The sequence below is a fragment of the Gordonia polyisoprenivorans NBRC 16320 = JCM 10675 genome (genome assembly GCF_000241325.1).
Taxonomy (GTDB): domain Bacteria; phylum Actinomycetota; class Actinomycetes; order Mycobacteriales; family Mycobacteriaceae; genus Gordonia; species Gordonia polyisoprenivorans.
On the sequence record NZ_BAEI01000097.1, the window covers coordinates 29,386 to 46,376 of the forward strand.

16 protein-coding genes are annotated in these 16,991 nt (G+C 67.5%); 9 read left to right on the forward strand and 7 right to left on the reverse strand.

The features are described from left to right. Nucleotides 1-19: 19 nt before the first annotated feature. From GOPIP_RS27505 to GOPIP_RS27515, 3 genes are read right to left on the reverse strand one after another with little or no spacing between them, the layout of a single operon-like run. Complete coding sequence (locus tag GOPIP_RS27505) at nt 20-781, reverse strand: AIM24 family protein (RefSeq protein ID WP_006373184.1); 762 nt, start codon at nt 779-781, stop codon at nt 20-22. Continuing rightward, nucleotides 778-1,488: an AIM24 family protein gene (locus tag GOPIP_RS27510; RefSeq protein ID WP_006373185.1), complete on the reverse strand. Its 711-nt coding sequence runs from the start codon at nt 1,486-1,488 to the stop codon at nt 778-780. The genes GOPIP_RS27505 and GOPIP_RS27510 overlap by 4 nt, the downstream gene beginning before the upstream one ends. A gap of 12 nt (nt 1,489-1,500) precedes the next feature. Beyond that, on the reverse strand, nt 1,501-2,121 hold the full coding sequence (locus GOPIP_RS27515) for an AIM24 family protein (RefSeq protein WP_006373186.1): 621 nt from the start codon (nt 2,119-2,121) through the stop codon (nt 1,501-1,503). 155 nt (nt 2,122-2,276) lie between these two features. Here GOPIP_RS27515 and GOPIP_RS27520 point away from each other — a divergent pair, with 155 nt between their 5' ends. From GOPIP_RS27520 to GOPIP_RS27545, 6 genes are read left to right on the forward strand one after another with little or no spacing between them, the layout of a single operon-like run. After that, on the forward strand, nt 2,277-3,398 hold the full coding sequence (locus GOPIP_RS27520) for a hypothetical protein (protein WP_006373187.1): 1,122 nt from the start codon (nt 2,277-2,279) through the stop codon (nt 3,396-3,398). After that, on the forward strand, nt 3,395-4,621 hold the full coding sequence (locus GOPIP_RS27525; RefSeq protein WP_006373188.1) for an HpcH/HpaI aldolase/citrate lyase family protein: 1,227 nt from the start codon (nt 3,395-3,397) through the stop codon (nt 4,619-4,621). The genes GOPIP_RS27520 and GOPIP_RS27525 overlap by 4 nt, the downstream gene beginning before the upstream one ends. Beyond that, nucleotides 4,618-5,862: a phosphoribosyltransferase family protein gene (locus tag GOPIP_RS27530; RefSeq protein ID WP_006373189.1), complete on the forward strand. Its 1,245-nt coding sequence runs from the start codon at nt 4,618-4,620 to the stop codon at nt 5,860-5,862. The genes GOPIP_RS27525 and GOPIP_RS27530 overlap by 4 nt, the downstream gene beginning before the upstream one ends. Continuing rightward, nucleotides 5,859-6,980 carry a cysteine protease StiP family protein gene (locus tag GOPIP_RS27535; protein ID WP_006373190.1) on the forward strand — a complete coding sequence of 374 codons (1,122 nt, stop codon included), beginning with the start codon at nt 5,859-5,861 and terminating at the stop codon, nt 6,978-6,980. Before GOPIP_RS27530 ends, GOPIP_RS27535 begins: the two co-directional genes overlap by 4 nt. Continuing rightward, nucleotides 6,977-7,831 carry an HAD family hydrolase gene (locus tag GOPIP_RS27540; RefSeq protein ID WP_006373191.1) on the forward strand — a complete coding sequence of 285 codons (855 nt, stop codon included), beginning with the start codon at nt 6,977-6,979 and terminating at the stop codon, nt 7,829-7,831. The genes GOPIP_RS27535 and GOPIP_RS27540 overlap by 4 nt, the downstream gene beginning before the upstream one ends. Beyond that, a complete protein-coding gene (locus tag GOPIP_RS27545; RefSeq protein ID WP_006373192.1) occupies nt 7,828-9,102 on the forward strand; it encodes a TerD family protein in 1,275 nt (424 codons plus the stop codon). The genes GOPIP_RS27540 and GOPIP_RS27545 overlap by 4 nt, the downstream gene beginning before the upstream one ends. A 21-nt stretch (nt 9,103-9,123) precedes the next feature. Here GOPIP_RS27545 and GOPIP_RS27550 read toward each other — a convergent pair whose 3' ends face one another. Then, nucleotides 9,124-9,726, reverse strand: coding sequence for a TetR/AcrR family transcriptional regulator (locus GOPIP_RS27550; RefSeq protein ID WP_006373193.1), 603 nt, complete (start codon nt 9,724-9,726; stop codon nt 9,124-9,126). Between the two features lie 154 nt (nt 9,727-9,880). On the opposite strand from GOPIP_RS27550, the gene GOPIP_RS27555 reads away from it, so the two are divergent. From GOPIP_RS27555 to GOPIP_RS27565, 3 genes are all read left to right on the forward strand, one after another. Next, the gene (locus GOPIP_RS27555; protein WP_006373194.1) at nt 9,881-11,389 is read left to right on the forward strand and encodes a class I adenylate-forming enzyme family protein; all 1,509 of its coding nucleotides are present in this window, start codon (nt 9,881-9,883) and stop codon (nt 11,387-11,389) included. Nucleotides 11,390-11,560: 171 nt separating this feature from the next. Beyond that, complete coding sequence (locus GOPIP_RS27560) at nt 11,561-12,322, forward strand: alpha/beta hydrolase (protein WP_006373195.1); 762 nt, start codon at nt 11,561-11,563, stop codon at nt 12,320-12,322. Nucleotides 12,323-12,341: 19 nt separating this feature from the next. Further along, complete coding sequence (locus tag GOPIP_RS27565; protein WP_006373196.1) at nt 12,342-13,517, forward strand: FAD-dependent monooxygenase; 1,176 nt, start codon at nt 12,342-12,344, stop codon at nt 13,515-13,517. On the opposite strand, the gene GOPIP_RS27570 is transcribed toward GOPIP_RS27565, so the two are convergent. The 3 genes from GOPIP_RS27570 to GOPIP_RS27580 are packed head-to-tail and all read right to left on the reverse strand — an operon-like array spanning nt 13,464 to nt 16,974. Next, the gene (locus tag GOPIP_RS27570) at nt 13,464-14,690 is read right to left on the reverse strand and encodes an acyl-CoA dehydrogenase family protein (RefSeq protein WP_081482575.1); all 1,227 of its coding nucleotides are present in this window, start codon (nt 14,688-14,690) and stop codon (nt 13,464-13,466) included. The two genes, GOPIP_RS27565 and GOPIP_RS27570, sit on opposite strands and share 54 nt — an antisense overlap. After that, a complete protein-coding gene (locus GOPIP_RS27575) occupies nt 14,675-15,868 on the reverse strand; it encodes an alpha/beta hydrolase family protein (RefSeq protein ID WP_006373198.1) in 1,194 nt (397 codons plus the stop codon). Before GOPIP_RS27575 ends, GOPIP_RS27570 begins: the two co-directional genes overlap by 16 nt. After that, complete coding sequence (locus GOPIP_RS27580; protein ID WP_006373199.1) at nt 15,865-16,974, reverse strand: homogentisate 1,2-dioxygenase; 1,110 nt, start codon at nt 16,972-16,974, stop codon at nt 15,865-15,867. The genes GOPIP_RS27575 and GOPIP_RS27580 overlap by 4 nt, the downstream gene beginning before the upstream one ends. Nucleotides 16,975-16,991 lie beyond the last annotated feature (17 nt).

Consider the following 16,991-nt stretch of genomic DNA (forward strand, 5'->3'; position numbering starts at 1 on the left):
TTGGCGTTCTACCTGTCTCCTACTGCTGTTGCCCCAGCTGCTGGGTGATCTCCTGATTGATCTGCTGCAGTCCGGGCACCGACAGCCCGGGTAGGTGGCCCTGGATGGTCCGGACGATGGAGGTGTCGTTGCGGACCTTCTCGCTCGACTGGATGAGAACCGTTCCGCTGCCGGTGAAGTCGAACTGGCGCTCCTCGCCGGAGTTGATGCCGAATCGCCGGCCGGCGGCGGCGATGAAGGAGTTCACCCACGCCTCGTCGAAGTGATGGCTCGGCGACGGGCAATCGGCCCACCCGACGAGGGCTTCGGGGTCGACGCGCACCGGCGGTTCGGCGAACATCACCGGCCCGTTGGACGACGCGAGGAACTTCCCGGTGCCAATGAGCGTCAGGAAGCCGGGCACGATCGACTGCTGCAGCGACAACTGTGGTTGGAACGCAAGGAGATTGGCGGCCCGGATGGTGAGGTTGCCGTCGTCGAGGTCGTAGGCGTTGATATTGTAGCCGCGGTCGCCGATGATGAGCTTGCCCTGACCCTCGGCCACCACGTAGTCGCCCAGGTGCAGCGGAGCCGAGAACTGTTGGGCCACCATGTGCAACAGCTGCCCGGAGAGGCCGTGGGTCAGTGCCGTGAAGTTCATCTGCCCGTAGTAGGCGATCATCGCGCCCTTGGACATGAACCATGGCTGGTTGAGGTCGATGCAGAAGGAGTAGTCGTTGTCGGGGATGTTGTCGTCGGTCGGTAGGGTCGCCGGATTCCAGACGGTGTTGAGCTGGCTCACAACTTCTCCTCCGATGCCTGTACGTAGACGACGCCTTGTCCGGCGCACTCCAGTTGCATTGCCTCACCGCCGGTTCGGCCGACGTTGCGCCAGCTGACGGTGGACCGCAGGGTGGTGTTGACCTGTCCGGCCGCCCCGACATAGGCCTGGGGGTCGACGGTCACCGGCGGCCGGTCCGGTGACACGGGAAGCTCGAAAACCCCTCCGTGACCGAGGATCACGACCTGTCCGGGTCCCGACAGCTGCGTGGTGAACATGCCCTGCCCGGTCATCGCGCCGGCGGCCGCCGACCGCATCGAGCGCAACAGTCCACCGCCACCACCGCCTCCGCCACCACCCTGGGAAGTCACCGACACGATGGACGCCTGCAGATTCGAGGTGTAGGCAAGTGTGCGTGAAGCCTCCACGCGGATCATCCCGCCGACGGCGCCGACGTCGATGATCTGGACCTCGATCCCACGAAAGCCGTAGTGCACCACGCCTTGTCCCTGGGCGACCATCGTCGACTCGTGTTCACCGGACATCATCCGCCCGGCCATTCCGGCAACTCCGCCCATGCCGCCCATCCCGCCGCCGGCACCGGCGACCTGGTGGGGTTGGAAGAAGACGTTGCCGGTGTAGAAGAGCATCGCCCCGCGCCGCGCGACGACCGGCCCGCTGCGGCTGATGTCGACCGAGACGACCTTGCTGTTGACCTTCTCGAACATGTCGGTGCTCCCCTATCGCTCGGCCGGTTGGATGGAGACCACGCCGGTACCGTCCCAGCGCAGCGAGAACGCCTCTCCGCCACCCTGTCCCAGCGCGCTGCGCCAGCTGACGTCGGTGACGAAGGACTGGCTCAACGCGCCGCGCGCACAGACGAAGGCGTCGGGGTCCACGACGAGCGGATACTGCGGGCTCACCTCGAGATGGATCAGTGGGCCGCCCTGCGAGAGCAAGGCGATCTGACCGTGGCCGGTGACGGTGGTGGTGAACAGCCCCTGACCCGCCGTCGCGCCGCGCACCCCGGCAAAGGTGACGTTGGTCTGCAGATTCCCGTTCAGCACCATCAACTGCTGGGATTCGACCTGCAGGGTCTCACCGTTCATCTCGATGATGGTGGTCTCGGCGGCGTTGTGGGCGAAGTACACCACCCCGCTACCGGAGGCCTCCATCAACGACAGTCCCTCACCGGTGGCACGTTGCTTCATCCCGGCGAGAAGCCCGTCGCCACCACCGAATCCGGCGGACTTGAAGTTGACCTGTCCCTCATAGGCGACCATCGACCCCGACAGTGCCCGGACCGCTGTGTTGTTGAGCCGGGCCTCCACCACCCGTTTGGAACGCTGTACGAGCTGCATACGCCACCCCTTCGCGATTGTGCCGTTCGTCCGATACGACACGCCTGCCGAAGAACCTAGTCGATAGCATCGGTGGCGTGCCCAGGAAGTTTGCGAGGAGATGGTTCGGGGCCAGCTCACGTGCACAAGCCGATCTCGATGCGTACACGACTCGAATGACGTCGGCGTTCCTCGCCTCCGAATCCGCACTCTCCGACATCGACTCCGCGGTGCAGACCGCACACGATCTCGATCCCCGATCCCGCGTCCGCGATCAGTGGATCTCGGTCCGCGAACGCTACGCAGAGGTGACCGCCGAGTATCTCCGACTCTCGGCCGCGGCGGGCGCGCCGGAGGGACCGCGCCCAGGCGTCGAAGAGCTCACACGCTGCACCGACGCGCTGGACGCGATGACCGAGGAGATGACCCGCTTCGGGCAGACCCACGCCGCCGAACTCGATCGCGCCCGGCATTCGATCACCGAACTCGGCGTGCTCGAGCAACGCGCGCGGGTCGCGGCGACCACGTCGGCGACCGCACTCGATCAGGCCCCACCCGAGCTCCTCGGGCTGCGTACCGTCTCCCGTGCCGCCGACGCATTGCGTGACGCGACGATCTCGTTCGGCAGCGCCGATGGCATCCGCTCCCGGAAGTCGGCGGCGACGGCGGTGCTCGCCGCCGCCGAACGCGTCGGGTCGGCGTTGTCGGACGCTCCCGGCTTCGCCGACCGCGCCCTGCGCGTCATCCGGTCGGTCGACACCCGCCGCAGCGCGATCGAGACCCGCCAGGCTCAGATCCCCGACCAACTCTCGGCCCTGCGACGCGAGTTCAGTGGGGACTGCTCGCAGGATCTGCAGAACTCCGACGCCGTCATCCGCGAGCACTTGCGGGCCGCCGACGCCCACCTCGAAGCGGCCCGGACCGCTTTGCGCACTATGCCCGACCAGGCCATTGACGATGCGGAGGCCGCCCGCGACGATCTCGACGCCGCCGAGCAGGCCGTCGACGCCGTCGGCGACCGGCTACGACTGCTGCGTGAGGTGCGCGCCGATCCGGCGGCCACCGAGCAGCGGGTGCGGTTCCGGTTACGAGACGCACAACACTTCGCGGTCAACAACGCTCTGGTTGACGAATGGGGCTCGGTGCTCGATGCTCAGGCCGACCGGATCTCGAGGGCGCGGGGGGTGCTCGACCGAGTTCACCCCGATTACTGGTCGTATCTGACACAGCTGCGTGCCGTGGACCAGCGCATCGTCGAGATCGTCGACCGCATGAGAGGACAGGTGGCCGCACGATGACCACGACCGCGCCGCGGGGTGTCGACTCGACGAATCAATTCACCGACTCGACGGCCGAGGTCACCGGCCCGAGGCATTTTCACCAGCTCGCTCCCGACGTCCTCGACCGGCTGTTCCTGCGTCGGCCCGAGCCGATCACGGCCCAGTGGTCGACGCAACGCACCGCCGTCGCCCTGGGTGCGACGCTCTACGTTCCGGCCACCCGCCCCGACCTGGCCGAGGTCATCGCACGACGTCATCGAGAGGGCGTCATCTCCATGGTCATCGACCTCGAGGACGCCGTCGCCGACGAGCATTCCGACGAGGCGATCGACGCGACCGTCGCCGCCCTGCACCAACTCGACGGGTCCGCGGCCGGGCAGATGTTGTTGTTCGTGCGGGTCCGGGACGTCTCCCAGATCTCCTCCATCACCTCCAAGCTCGAGTCCGCCGGGGCGCTCTCCGGGTTCGTCATCCCGAAATTCAGTGCCGGCGAAGCAGATACGGCGTTGCAGGAGATCGATCGGTCCGCGCGACGTCTGGGCGGTCACCTGTGGGCGATGCCGGTGCTCGAATCGGCGGCGCTGGTGCACCGGGAGTCGCGTGATGACGAATTGGCCACCATTGCCACAGCTCTCGACGATCACCGCGATCAAGTGCTGGCGGTGCGGATCGGCGCCACCGACATGTGCGGGCTGTTCGGCATTCGTCGCGACCGCGATCTGACGATCTACGATGTGCGGGTGGCGGCCGACGCGATCGCCTGCGTCGTCAACATCCTCGGCCGCGCGGACGGGACCGGTCACGTCATCACCGGGCCGGTGTGGGAGTACTTCGCCGATCACGAGCGCCTTTTCGCCCCGCAACTGCGCACCACCCCGTTCCGCGATCACGATGCGGTGTGGTTCCGCCAGCAGCTCGTCAGTCGCGACATCGACGGTCTCCTCCGCGAGATCGCTCTCGATCGCGCGAACGGCATGCACGGCAAGACCGTCATCCACCCCGCACATGTGGCACCGGTGCACGCGTTGAGCGTGGTAACCCACGAGGAGTATCACGACGCCGTCGACATCCTGGCCGGCACGACCGGCGGGGTGGCCGCATCGGCATACCGCAACAAGATGAATGAGATGAAACCGCACCGCAAGTGGGCCGAACGGGTGATGGACCGGGCCGCCGCATTCGGCGTCACCGCACCCGGCGTCAACTTCGTCGACCTGCTCACCGCGATGGACGCCGCGTGAGTTCACCGAGCCACACGAGTACCACCGCGCGGCCCGCGGACTGGGTGGCCGAACAGTTCGGGGTGTCGATGACCGGTACCGATGATCTGGTGATACTCGGGCTGCGGCGCAACCGTCGGCGGGCGCACCTGTTGGTGTCGACGGTGCTCGGCAAGCACATCCCCACCCCGCCCGCCCGGATTCGTGGTGCCGCCGACGCCCTCGGCGACGCCGTGATCGAGCTGCTCGGTGCCGACCTCGCGGCGCTTGCCACGGTGCTCGGGTTCGCCGAGACCGCGACCGGCCTCGGGCATTGTGTGGCTCACCGGTGTTCGGCGCGCCTGTATCTGCACTCCACGCGGCGACACATCGACGGTGTTCCCGTATCGGGGACCTTCGAGGAGGGCCACTCGCACGCCACCACCCATCTGCTGCAACCGAGTTCGCCCGAACTGTTGTCGCTGGACCCGGCGGCGCCCGTGATACTCGTCGACGACGAGATCTCCACCGGCTCGACCGCCTTGCGTGCGATCACCGCGCTGCAGCAGATCACCCCCCGCGACCGGTATGTGGTGGCGTCACTGGTGGACATGCGCACCGATGCCCACCGTGCCGAATCCGCGCGCGTCGCAGCCGAACTCGGCGTCCGGATCGATCACGTCGCACTCGCGGACGGGAGCATCGAGCTGCCCGAGGGGCTCGTCGACGCGGTGTGGGACAGCGTTGCCGACCCACTCAACCCGGTCGATGACCGACGTGGCCGCGTCACCGAGATCGCTCTTCCGTGGCCGACGGGCGTACCCGACGGTGGCCGACATGGGTTTGCGCACAGCGATTCCGAGGCTTTCGCTCATGCGGTCGCCGACGCCACCGCGGCGGTGGCCGACCACCTCGATCCGGCGCTCGAGGTGGTGGTCGTCGGTCACGAGGAGCTCATGTACCTGCCGCTGTGTCTCGCCGAGGAACTCGACCGGCGTGGCATCCCGACGCGATATCAGACGACCACCCGCTCACCGGCACACGTCCGCGACGTCGACGGTTACCCGTTGCGTCGCGGGTTCACGTTCACCGCACCCGAATCCGACCCCGGGACACCCCGTTTCGTCTACAACCTGGTGCCGGGGGCAACGGTGGTGATGGTCATCGACGCGCCCGCCGACACCGACCTGCTGCGCGCGCCGGGCGGCCTTCTCGACGTGGTGACCGCCGCGGGCCACGATGTGTGCCTGGCGATCCTCCCGACCGGCAAGGGGCCCCGATGACCACGTCCGCACCACCGCCGCTGCGGGGGCCCGCCTTCGGGTCGTACGACCCCGACGAGGTCACCTGGCTGCTGAAAGACCTCTCGCATGTTGCTCTCGAAGGTGAGCTGGCCGAGCGCGAGCGTCGCATCCAGTCCGGCGCCGCCCATTACGCCGAGTCCCTACCGATCGAGTACCAGCCGGGCGCGCAGTATCAGGAGCTGTTCCACACCGCTCTGCGGGAGTCCGCCGCCCGGCTCGCGCACGCCACCGCAGTGGTGAGCGAACTCGTTGTCGCCGAACGTGATCGACAGCCCACGCTGGTGTCACTGGCGCGTGCGGGCACCCCCGTCGGCATCCTGATGCGGCGGTGGATACGTTTCGCGCACGGCCTCGACGCACCGCACTACACGATCTCCATCGTGCGGGACCGCGGCATCGACACCGTCGCCCTCGACCACATCACCGCACGGCACCGCCCCGAGTCGGTGGTCTTCGTCGACGGGTGGACCGGCAAGGGCGCGATCGCGCGCGAACTCACCGACGCCCTCGACGCCTACGCCCGTGCCGGCGGCGCGCGGCTGGCCGACGAGCTCGCCGTCCTCGCCGATCCCGGGTCGTGTACCCGCACCTACGGCACCCGCGACGATTTCCTCATCGCCTCGGCGTGTCTGAACTCGACGGTGTCGGGATTGGTGTCGCGCACGGTGCTCAACGCCGACCACATCGGTCCCGGGGAGTTCCACGGCGCCAAGTTCTACCAACACCTCCGGGAATTCGACGTGTCGAACCTGTTCCTGGACACCGTGTCCGAGCGTTTCGCCGAGGTGGAGCCCGACGTCCGGAGAAGTATCGAGCGCATCCTCGACAGTGATCGAGAGCCGCGGTGGTCCGGCTGGGCGTCGATGGAGCGCCTACGCGACGAGTACGGGGTGTCGTCGGTGAACTTCGTCAAACCCGGTGTCGGCGAGACCACCCGCGTGCTCCTGCGGCGCGTGCCGTGGATGGTTCTCGTCCGCGAGCCGGATCTGCCCGAACACCACCACATCCGGGTGCTCGCCGCCGAACGCGGGGTTCCCGTCGAGGTGCGCTCTGATCTGGCCTACTCCTGCGTCGGGCTCGTCAAGGAGGATGCGTGAGCGGCCCTGCCTCCACCGGCCTGCTCGCCACCGACCTGGATCGCACCCTGATCTACTCCCGAACGGCGATGGGCGAGAGCCAGTTTGCCGACGTCGATCCGGTGTGTGTGGAGATCTATCAAGACGCCCCGCTCTCGTACATGACCCGCCGGGCCCACGGCCTGTTGGCGCAGCTCACCGAGCTGGTGCCGGTGATCCCGGTGACCACCCGAACGCCGGCGCAGTTCGGGCGGATCACGCTGCCCGGCAGTCCGTTTCGCCATGCGGTCGTCTCCAGCGGCGGCCGTGTGCTGTGCGACGGCGCCGACGACGCGGCGTGGCGAGCCCACATCGAGCGACGCGTCGCCGCCACCTCGGCACCGCTGGCCGAGGTGACGGCCGGGCTGGCGGCCCGCATCGACGACGGCTGGGTGCGCTCGCTGCGCACCGCCGACGATCTGTTCTGCTACATCGTCGTCGACCTCGACACCCAGCCCGCGACCTTCCTCGACGACTGGCGCGCGTGGTGCGCGGCCCGGGAGTGGACGGTCTCGCAGCAAGGCCGCAAGATCTACGCGCTGCCGCGCGAGGTCACCAAGTCTGCGGCACTCGCCCACGTCCGCGAGCGGCTCGTCGACGACGGCACGCTGGCCGCCGCGAACGAGGTCTACGCCGCCGGCGACGGCCGTCTCGACATCGACCTGCTCACCTACGCCGCCGCGGCCGTCCGACCGTGCCACGGCGAACTCGACCAGATCGGTTGGACGCGCCCCGATCTGACGATCACCTCCGATCCCGGTGCCCTGGGCGGGGAGCAGATCGTCGAATGGTTTCTCGCCCGTGTCGGCGCGGATGCCAGGATGGGGGCATGACCGTACTGACCAAGGGCCAGAACGCACCACTGCCGGGAAGTGAGGTCCTCGTCTCCGTCGATGTGGGAGCTCCGGCCGATCTGTCGGCCCTGCTGGTGACCGACGCGATGACGGTTCGCACCGACGCCGACTTCGTGTTCTACAACCAGCCCACCGGACCGGGCGTGGACCTGCAGAATCCGTCGAACCGGCCGGTGCTGCGGGTGCGGACCGACGCGGTGCCCGCCGACATCCACGCCGTACGCGCGGTGATCACCCTCGGCGACGCGGCGTCGAGCTTCGGTCGACTCGGGGCTCCGGTCGCCCACGTGACCGACGCCCGCGGCACCGAACTGTTCACGTACACGATCGACGGACTCTCCACCGAATCGGTGGTGGTGGCGCTCGAGCTGTACCGCCGCGGCGCCGGCTGGAAGGTCCGCGCGGTCGGCCAGGGTTACGCGGGCGGATTCGCCGACCTCGTGCGCGATCACGGTGTCTCGGTCGACGATGCGCCGGCCCCGACGCCGGCCGCCCCGGTGACCCCACCTCCACCTCCGCCACCCGCGCCGACATCCGGATATGCCCCGCCACCACCGGGATTCACTCCGCAGGGTCCCGCGCCGCAGGGATTCGCCCCGCCACCTCCGGCGCCGCCGACTCCCCCGACACCGGCACCGCCCAGCGCGCCCGGCGAGGTCAGCCTGACCAAGAATCGGCGCGTGGATCTGTCCAAGGGCCAGAAGGTGTCGCTGCGCAAGGACGGTGGCGTCGCGCTCACCCGCATCCGCATGGGCCTCGGATGGGACCCGATCAAGCGCGGCGGATTCTTCGGCGGACGCCAACGCGACATCGACCTCGACGCCTCGGTGCTCATGTTCAGCCGCGGGCAGGTCGCCGACGTCGTCTACTACGGCAGCTTGCGCAGCGACGACAACTCGATCGTGCACTCCGGCGACAATCTGACCGGTCAGGGCGAGGGCGACGACGAGGTGATCAACGTCGATCTGACCGCGATTCACCCGGCCATCGACAATCTCGTCTTCACCGTCACCTCGTATCAGGGGCAGACCTTCCAGGAGGTCGACAACGCCTACTGCCGCCTCGTCGACGAGACCACGGGCGCCGAGTTGGCCCGGTTCACGCTTGCCGGCGGGATGGCGTTCACCGGGGTGACGATGGCGGTCATCTCCCGTGAGAACGGGGAGTGGAAGCTGCGCGCAATCGGTGACGGATTCCAGGGCAAGATTCCACGCGATGCGGTGCCGCACGCGGCACGGCATCTGGCCTGACGCACGCGATCCGGCCTGACGTCAGTCCGTCGGGCCGTACATCGCGCCGTACCACAGCGCGGTCATGGTGGCGATCGCCGTCTCGTCGTCGGGCGGCTCGACACCGATGTCACCGTTGCCCGCCAGCCATGTCCAGCAAAAGGATTCGAGCATCGAGATGATCGCCGACGCCATCGTCGGCAGGTCGATGCCGGCCAGATGGCCGGCCTTGCGGGCACGCTTGAGGTGCGTCATGACCCCGCGCATCCCGACCGCGCGCATCTCGCGCGCACGTTGCGCGTACCTCTCGTCGGTCATCGCCATCTGCGTCAGCCCGATCATCTCCGGCAGATGCTGGCGCGACGTCGTCCAGTACGCGGTGACCGCACCGCGCACACTCTGGTACGGGTCGTCGGACATCGCGGCCATCGACTGCTCCATCACCTCACCGGTGAACTGGTCGAGGAGGGCGTCGAGTAACTGCGCCTTGTTCTCGTAGTAGTTGTAGAACGATCCCGGCGAACGGCCCGCCGCGCGCGTGATGTCGGCGATCTTGGCGTTGAAGTAGCCCTGCTCGGCAAACACCTCGCGGGCGGCGTCGAGCAGCGCCCCCTCGGTGCGCTCACCCTTGCGCTTGGTCGCCATCGCCGCTCTCTCTGTGTCCGTTCATGCCGGTGGTCACGCCGCACGTGAATCCGGATTGGAGATTACGGGACCGGCCGATCTGACCGTAACCGAACGCGGAACTGTTTCTAAATCTAGACTCAGTTTCAGAATCAGCATGTTCGGAGGTTCCGCCATGACCGCACAGGCCATCATCCACGACAGCATCGATGCCGCGGTCCGTCGGCGCGCCCGCGAGCACGCCGACGACATCGCCGTCGTCGACCCGTATCGCCACCTCACGTGGAGCGATCTCGATGCGGCCGCCGACCGGCTGGCCGCGACGCTGGCGGCACAGGGCGTCGGGCGCGGTGATCGGGTGGCGTGGTTGGGGCCGAATGTCGCAGCGTATCCGATTACCGTGCTGGCCGCGTGGCGCCGTGGCGCGTCCATCGTCGGGCTCAATCTCCGTCTGCCGGCGGCGGATCTCGCCGCCATGACGCAGGCGGTGCGTCCCGCCCACCTGGTCTACGAGGCGCACTATTCGGAACTTGCTGCCGCCCTGGATGTTCCGGGCCGAACCGTGGTGGCTCCCGACGATGAGATCTGGCCGCCCATTGTGTCGGCGGGTGATGCACGCGTCGATCGTGCGGCGATCGATACCGACGCCGACGACGAGGCGCTGATCTACTTCACCTCGGGATCGACCGGACATCCGAAGGCGGTACCGTTGACCCGCGGCGCGATCGAGGCAACGCTGCCCTATGCGGCCGTCCATCGCTTCGACGAGAACTCCCGAGCGCTGGTGATCCCACCGAATTTCCATGCCGCCGGGGCGACCTGGGCCAACTACGGCATGTACATCGGGATGCGGCTGGTCTACATCGCCGACACCTCTCCGGCGGGCATCGCCGATGCCATCGTGGAGCACGGCATCACCCACATCTTGATGGTGCCCACCTTGATCCACTCTCTTCTCGGCGAACTCCGCGAGCACCCTCGAGCGCTTCCGTCGCTGCAGCACGTCGGCTACGGCGCCTCGTCGATCACCCAGCAACTGCTCGGTGACGCCATCGGGCTCCTCGGCTGCGAGTTCGCACAGGTCTACGGTCTCTCCGAAACCGGTGGCGGCGTGGCCTTTCTGGAGGTCGAGGATCACCTGGGCGATCACCCCGAGCGACTGTCGTCGGCCGGAAGACCCGGTGCCGGTATCGATGTGGAGGTCCGCGGTCCGGACGGGTCGGTACTCGCGGCCGGTGAGTCCGGCGAATTGTGGTTTCGCTCGCCCTGTGTGACCCGTGGCTATCTCGACAATCCCGATGCCACTGCGCGGGTGCTCGTCGACGGCTGGTTCAACACCCGTGACATCGGCTTTCTCGACGACGACGGCTACCTGTATGTGCAGGGCCGTTCGGACGACATGATCTGCACCGGTGGGGAAAACGTCCACCCGCAGGTCGTCGAGGAGGTCCTCGCTGCGATGCCCGGTGTCGAGGAATGCGCGGTGTTCGGCACACCCGACCCGCATTGGGGCCAACGGGTGTGCGCGGCGGTAATCGCCACTAAACCGATCAGCGAAGCCGACGTGATCGCCTGGTGCACCGAGCGTCTCGGACGATTTCAGGTACCCAAGTCGGTGGTGTTCCTCGACGAACTGCCGCGCACGGCGACCGGGAAGGTCAAGAGGTCGGCGTTGAGTGTGTGATCGACCGCGTGTGGGATCGACCGCGTGTCACGCCACATCGATCGCGACCGGCACCGCTTCGGCATTGATCGCCGGACCGTATGAATACTCCGATATTCCGTCCTTGTCTTACATGGATGGCAAACCTAGCGTGGCAGAGGTATGGGGTGGATCACAGCTGAGAGGTCGCACATGTCCACATTCGTTCTCGTCCACGGTGCTTGCCACGGCGGGTGGTCATGGCGACCGGTCGCCGAGATCCTGCGCGAACAGGGGCACACCGTCTACACGCCGACGCTGCCGGGGCTCGGCGCCGAAGACGCGCGAGCAGAGGTTCGGCTATCGGATTCCGTTGCAGCGCTTGTTGATTACGTCGCGGCGCGGGACTTGCACGATATCGTTCTCGTGGGACACAGCTGGGGCGGGTTCCCCGTGTCCGGCGCTGCCGCGGCGATCGCCGACCGGATCGACCGACTCGTCTACTGGAGCGCGTTCGTTCCGCTCACGGGCGAATCGCTGATCGATCTGTGCCCACCGGCCTACGGCGACATGTTCCGGGCCTCGGCCCAGTCGTCGCGGGACAACTCGGTGATGTTTCCCTTCGAGGTCTTCGCAACAGCGTTCATACAGGACGTCGGAGCCGAGGTCCAGCGAGTCATCCACCCGCTCCTCGAACGCCAGCCGTTCCACACCATGAATGACTCGCTCGACCTCGATGACTGGGCGCGGCTCGCACTTCCCTCGGTGTATCTGCTCGCCGAGGACGACTTGGCGCTGCCCCCAGGCGAATACGGTTGGGAACGCTTCGCCGGGCGCCTCCCCGAGGGCTCACCGATGCTGCGGACCCCCGGTAGCCACGAAGCGCAACTGTCGTCGCCCGCGACACTCGCCGCGAGCTTTGTCGAGGCGGCGACGGTGCCACTGCAACCGAAGGTGTCCTCTGCTCGGCGGTAGCCGAGCGGAGGAGTGAGACGTGCACAGCCCACGCATCGCAATCATCGGTGCAGGTATCGGCGGCCTGACGCTGTCACTCGCGCTTCGGCGCCATGGCATCGCGAGTGAGATCTACGAACGCACCGAGGAACTCCGGGAGGTCGGTGCAGCCGTCGCGCTGTCGGCGAACGCGACGCGCTTCTATGAGGGTCGGCTCGAACTCGGTGACCGGTTCGCGAAGGTGTGGGCCGAGATTCCCGAGCTGATCTTCCGGGACGGCCGCTCCGGCGAGGTCATCGGCCGGCACTACGGCGGCGAGGAGTACCGCCGCCGTTACGGCGCGCCCTACGCCGGCGTGCACCGGGCCGATCTCCAGGCCATCCTGTCGGAGGCAGTGGGTCCCGACACCCTGCATCTGGGCCACACGCTCACCGGCATCGACGACAGCGGTACCGAGGCGGTTCTGACCTTCCACGACGGCTCCACCGCCGCAGCCGATCTCGTCATCGGTGCCGACGGTGCCCGCTCCACCGTTCGACGACTCGTGCTCGGCTACGACGATGCGCTCTACTCGGGCTGTTCCGGCTTTCGTGGCATCGTCGACCCGTCGCACCTGAGGTCACTACCGGACCCCGCGGCCATCCAGTTCTGGATGGGGCCCGGTGGTCACCTGCTGCACTACCCGATCGGATCCGGCGCACATAACTTCTTACTCGTCGAACGTGGCCCGGCACCGTGGCCGTATCCTGCCTGGACAGCTCCGGCCACGGATTCCGAACGGATGGAACGTTTCTCGCGCTGGCATCCGGCGGTGACGGAGATGGTCGAGGCGGCCCCTGTCGGGGATCGCTGGGCGTTGTTCCACCGCCCGCCGCTCGCGCGGTGGAACCATGGCCGCGTCACCCTACTCGGCGACGCCGCGCACGCGCTCGTCCCGCACCACGGTCAGGGCGCCAACCAGTCCATCGAGGACGCCATCGTCCTCGCCGACCAACTCGCCGCGGGCACCGATCTCGACGCCGCGCGCGCTGGCTATGAGGACCTCCGGCGAGACCGCACCCGGAGGGTGCAGTACGCCTCGATCACCACCGCCGACGTGCTCCACCTCCCGGACGATTCGCCACTTCTCCACGGGCGCAACGCCCGTCTGGGAGCACCCGGGCTACCCGCTCGCCATCTCGACTGGATTCACGGTTTCGTTGCCTCCCACTCCTGAGGTCACGAGGTCCAGGCATCCGTCCAACACCGCACGGTCGTAGTACTGCGCCGGGGTTCCGCCGGCCACCGCGAGGGTTCGAGCGTGCCGAAAGTGGAGGTGCGCGTCGTGTTCCCAGGTGAATCCGATGCCACCGCTGACCTGGATGAGTGAGCTCGACGCCGCCAGATAGGTCTCGCCGGCCGCGGCATGGGCCAATGAAGCGAGGTGCACTGCGGTATCGGGGTCGGCAAACGTCGCACGGTCCAGCGCCGCGGCGCCCGCTGTCACCAGTCCGCGGGCACCGACCACATCGACCGCGGTCTGCGCGCAACGGTGCGCAATGGCCTGATAGCTGCCGATCGGGTGGCCGAATTGCTCTCGCACTCCGGCGTATTCGACCATCAACGACACACATCCTTGAGCGCCGCCGACCTGCTCGGCGGCCCGCAGCAGCGCGGACGCATCGCGGAATCGTTGCAGCGCAGTGGTATCGCCCGGCTCGGTGACGAGCAGGGCCGGCGCATCGGTGACGGTCACATCGGCGCGCGGCAGTGCGAAGTCGACGGTGGGTCGGGATCTCCGGTCGGCGGAGTTCTCGAGTATCACCAGCGCGGCGGCAACGCCGTCGTCGGTGCGCACCTCGGTGACCGCGAGCCCGGCAACAACACCGTGCGACAGTGCCCAGAGCACACCGCTCACCGCGCCGGCACGCCAGAGCGGAAGAGATTGTGGCTCTGCGATTTCGGTGCCGAGAGTCGACCCGGGGACGGCCATACCAGCGAACAAACCCTCGATGGTTCCGGTGAGGTCGACAGCATCAGTGAGGCCACCCAGCGCCCCCTCGCCCAGAGCCCCCTCACCCAGCGCCCAAGCCGCGAGGACGGCGGCCCGCACCGGTCCGGGATACAGGGCGGCTCCACACTCCTCGACGGCGGCCACCAAGCAATCCAGACCCAAACCCAGACCACCCCACCGCGGCGGCATGCCCAAGCTGCACAGCCCGACGTCCGTGGCGAGCGTCCGCCAGCTGCTCTCGTCGAATCCACTCGGCTGCCGGCCATCCCTGGTGCGGCGTACCTCGTCGAGACCTGGACGGGTCGCGAAGTAATCGCGCAGGGCGGCACGCACCTCGTCCGGTGAGATGTCGGGTGTGGTGCCGGCCGGACGGGTGCTGCTCAGAGACTCGTCCATGACCGCTCGCCCAGCCACTCGGTGATGGTGCCGACCGCCTTCTTCAGGTACGGCAGCTGCGCGCGCCCCGAATAGTAGTGGGTAGCACCGACGATGGTGCGCATCTGCTTGTCCGGGTGGCCGACGGCGTCGTAGAGACGTTGGGTGTGGCTCGGCGTGCACGCGTTGTCGGCGCTGTTGCCGAGTACCAGCGTCGGCACGGCCAGATCGGCGGCACACCGCGGACCATCGCCGTTGGCGTCGTCGAAACTCCACTGCGACAACCAACTCCGTAAGGTGGTGAAGCGGGCCAGGCCCACCGGTCCCATGTTGACGATCCTCGGGTCGCCGAGGTAGCAACCCGGTTCACGGTCGTTGGGGTCCTGGGTGAGGTCGAGCCACCGGGGGTCGGCCATGGTGCCGTGCACGACGAATCCCCGCTCCATCAACGGTTCTCCCTTGGCCCGCAGATCGTCGAGTTGCTCACGCACCCACGCCGTGATGCGCCGGTTCCGGTCGATCTGGGCCGCACGGTATCGGGTGACGAAGTCGTCGGTGTACGGCGGCTGGTTCGGGTTGTTCGGGTTGTAGAGATCGAGTTCGGGATCACGCTTGTCTGGATCGGTCTCGTCGAGGATCGACGGGTCCATCCATTCGGTGAGCGTGCCGTGCCTGCTGACGTGCGCGGCGAGCAACATCATCCCGTCCGCCGCAGGCAGATCGAGCTGCGTCAGATCGGGCGGCTCGCCTGCGGGGGTCGCGGTGACCGTCGCATGTTGCGCCTGCTGCTGGTAGTACAGCGACAACGCTCCGCCGCCACTCCACCCGGCGAGAACGACATTGCGGTACCCGAGCCGATCGCGGGCATCGGCGACGCATGCGCCGAGATCCTGGACGACCTTCTCCATGATCAACGCGCTGTCGACACCCCGGTAGCGGCTGTTGCAGTAGATGACGTGGTGGCCGGCGCGGGCGAGCGCATTGGTCATCGGTAGATAGGCTCCACCGCCGATGGGGTGCATGAACACGATGACGGTGTCCGAGCTGATTCCCTTGGGCTGCAAGAGATAACTCTCGAGCACCACGCTCTCGGTGACACCGCCGTAGGTGTCCCGGTAGGCCGAGGTGTCGTCGAAGACGACGAGATAGGGGATGCGGTCGTAGTCGAATTTGCGCGCCGTCGAATCCGTGGGGCTCATACCTGTGCCTCCGCGGCGACCTCGGCGGCAGCTGCGGCCGTCATCACCGGGGTGGCGGTGAGTCGAAGACGGGTGTCGATCGCGATGACCTGCCATTCGACGCGTTGGTCGACCTCGAATCGGCGCCGGGCTCGTTCGCGCGCGCGTTCGGGAATGCCGTGGTGGATTCCTTGTGGCGCATGCGAAATCAGACCGGGCGGCATGTCGATGCCGAAGACGCTGCCGCCGTGATAAAAGGCGATCTCGTCGAAGTCGGTGTTGCGGTGATACCAGGGCAACCGTTCGGTGCCCGGGCGGCCTTCGACGGGTCGGGGCAGGAAGTTCATCACGTACACGCCGGTGGCCTGCATGAACAGATGCACCGTCGGTGGCAGATGCACCGTCTCGGAGGTGATCACGTCGTAGTCCTCGATGTTGAAGGTGAATGCGAAGTTGTCTCCGCGCCAGCCTTCGACGTCGAGCGGGTTGAACGGGTAGAAGAGCGACGTGGCGCCCTCACGCTGCCGGAACCGCACCTCGTACTCTTCGCGCCCGTCGTCGCCGAACACCTCCGCCTCGGGCACGACCACCAACGACGGGTCGAACGGGAAGAAACGTCCCAGCACGCCGGCGTCGGGGACCCGGTACTCCTCGGTGGCCTCGATGATCAGGAAGTGGCAGCGATCGTCGGGGATCTGCCGGAAGGTGGTGCCCTTCGGGAGGTAGACCCAATCGCCCGGGCGGTAGGCCAGTCGCCCGAATTCGGTCTCGAAATGACCGGTGCCGTCGTGGACGAAGATCAACTCGTCGCCATCGACGTTGCGGGTGTAGAAGGGCGCCACGGTGTCTCGACGCGACAGCGAGATCCGACAATCGGCGTTGTGGAACATGAGCAGCGGCTCACCGGCCGGGTCGATCTGATCGGTCGGCGTCAGATCCGTTGTCGCGCGGTCGACCCCGGCGAGATCTCCGACGGCACGGTACTGCGTCGGGTCGTTGCGGCGGTACAGGTGTGCGGTTCGCCCGGTGAACCCGTAGCGGCCGAGCTCGTCGTCCTTGAGGTCCTCGACGTCGCGGTGAACCTGACGAGGCGTCCGGCCCTTGCGGTGGGTGATGAACGACTCCATCTCGACACTCCTTCGTG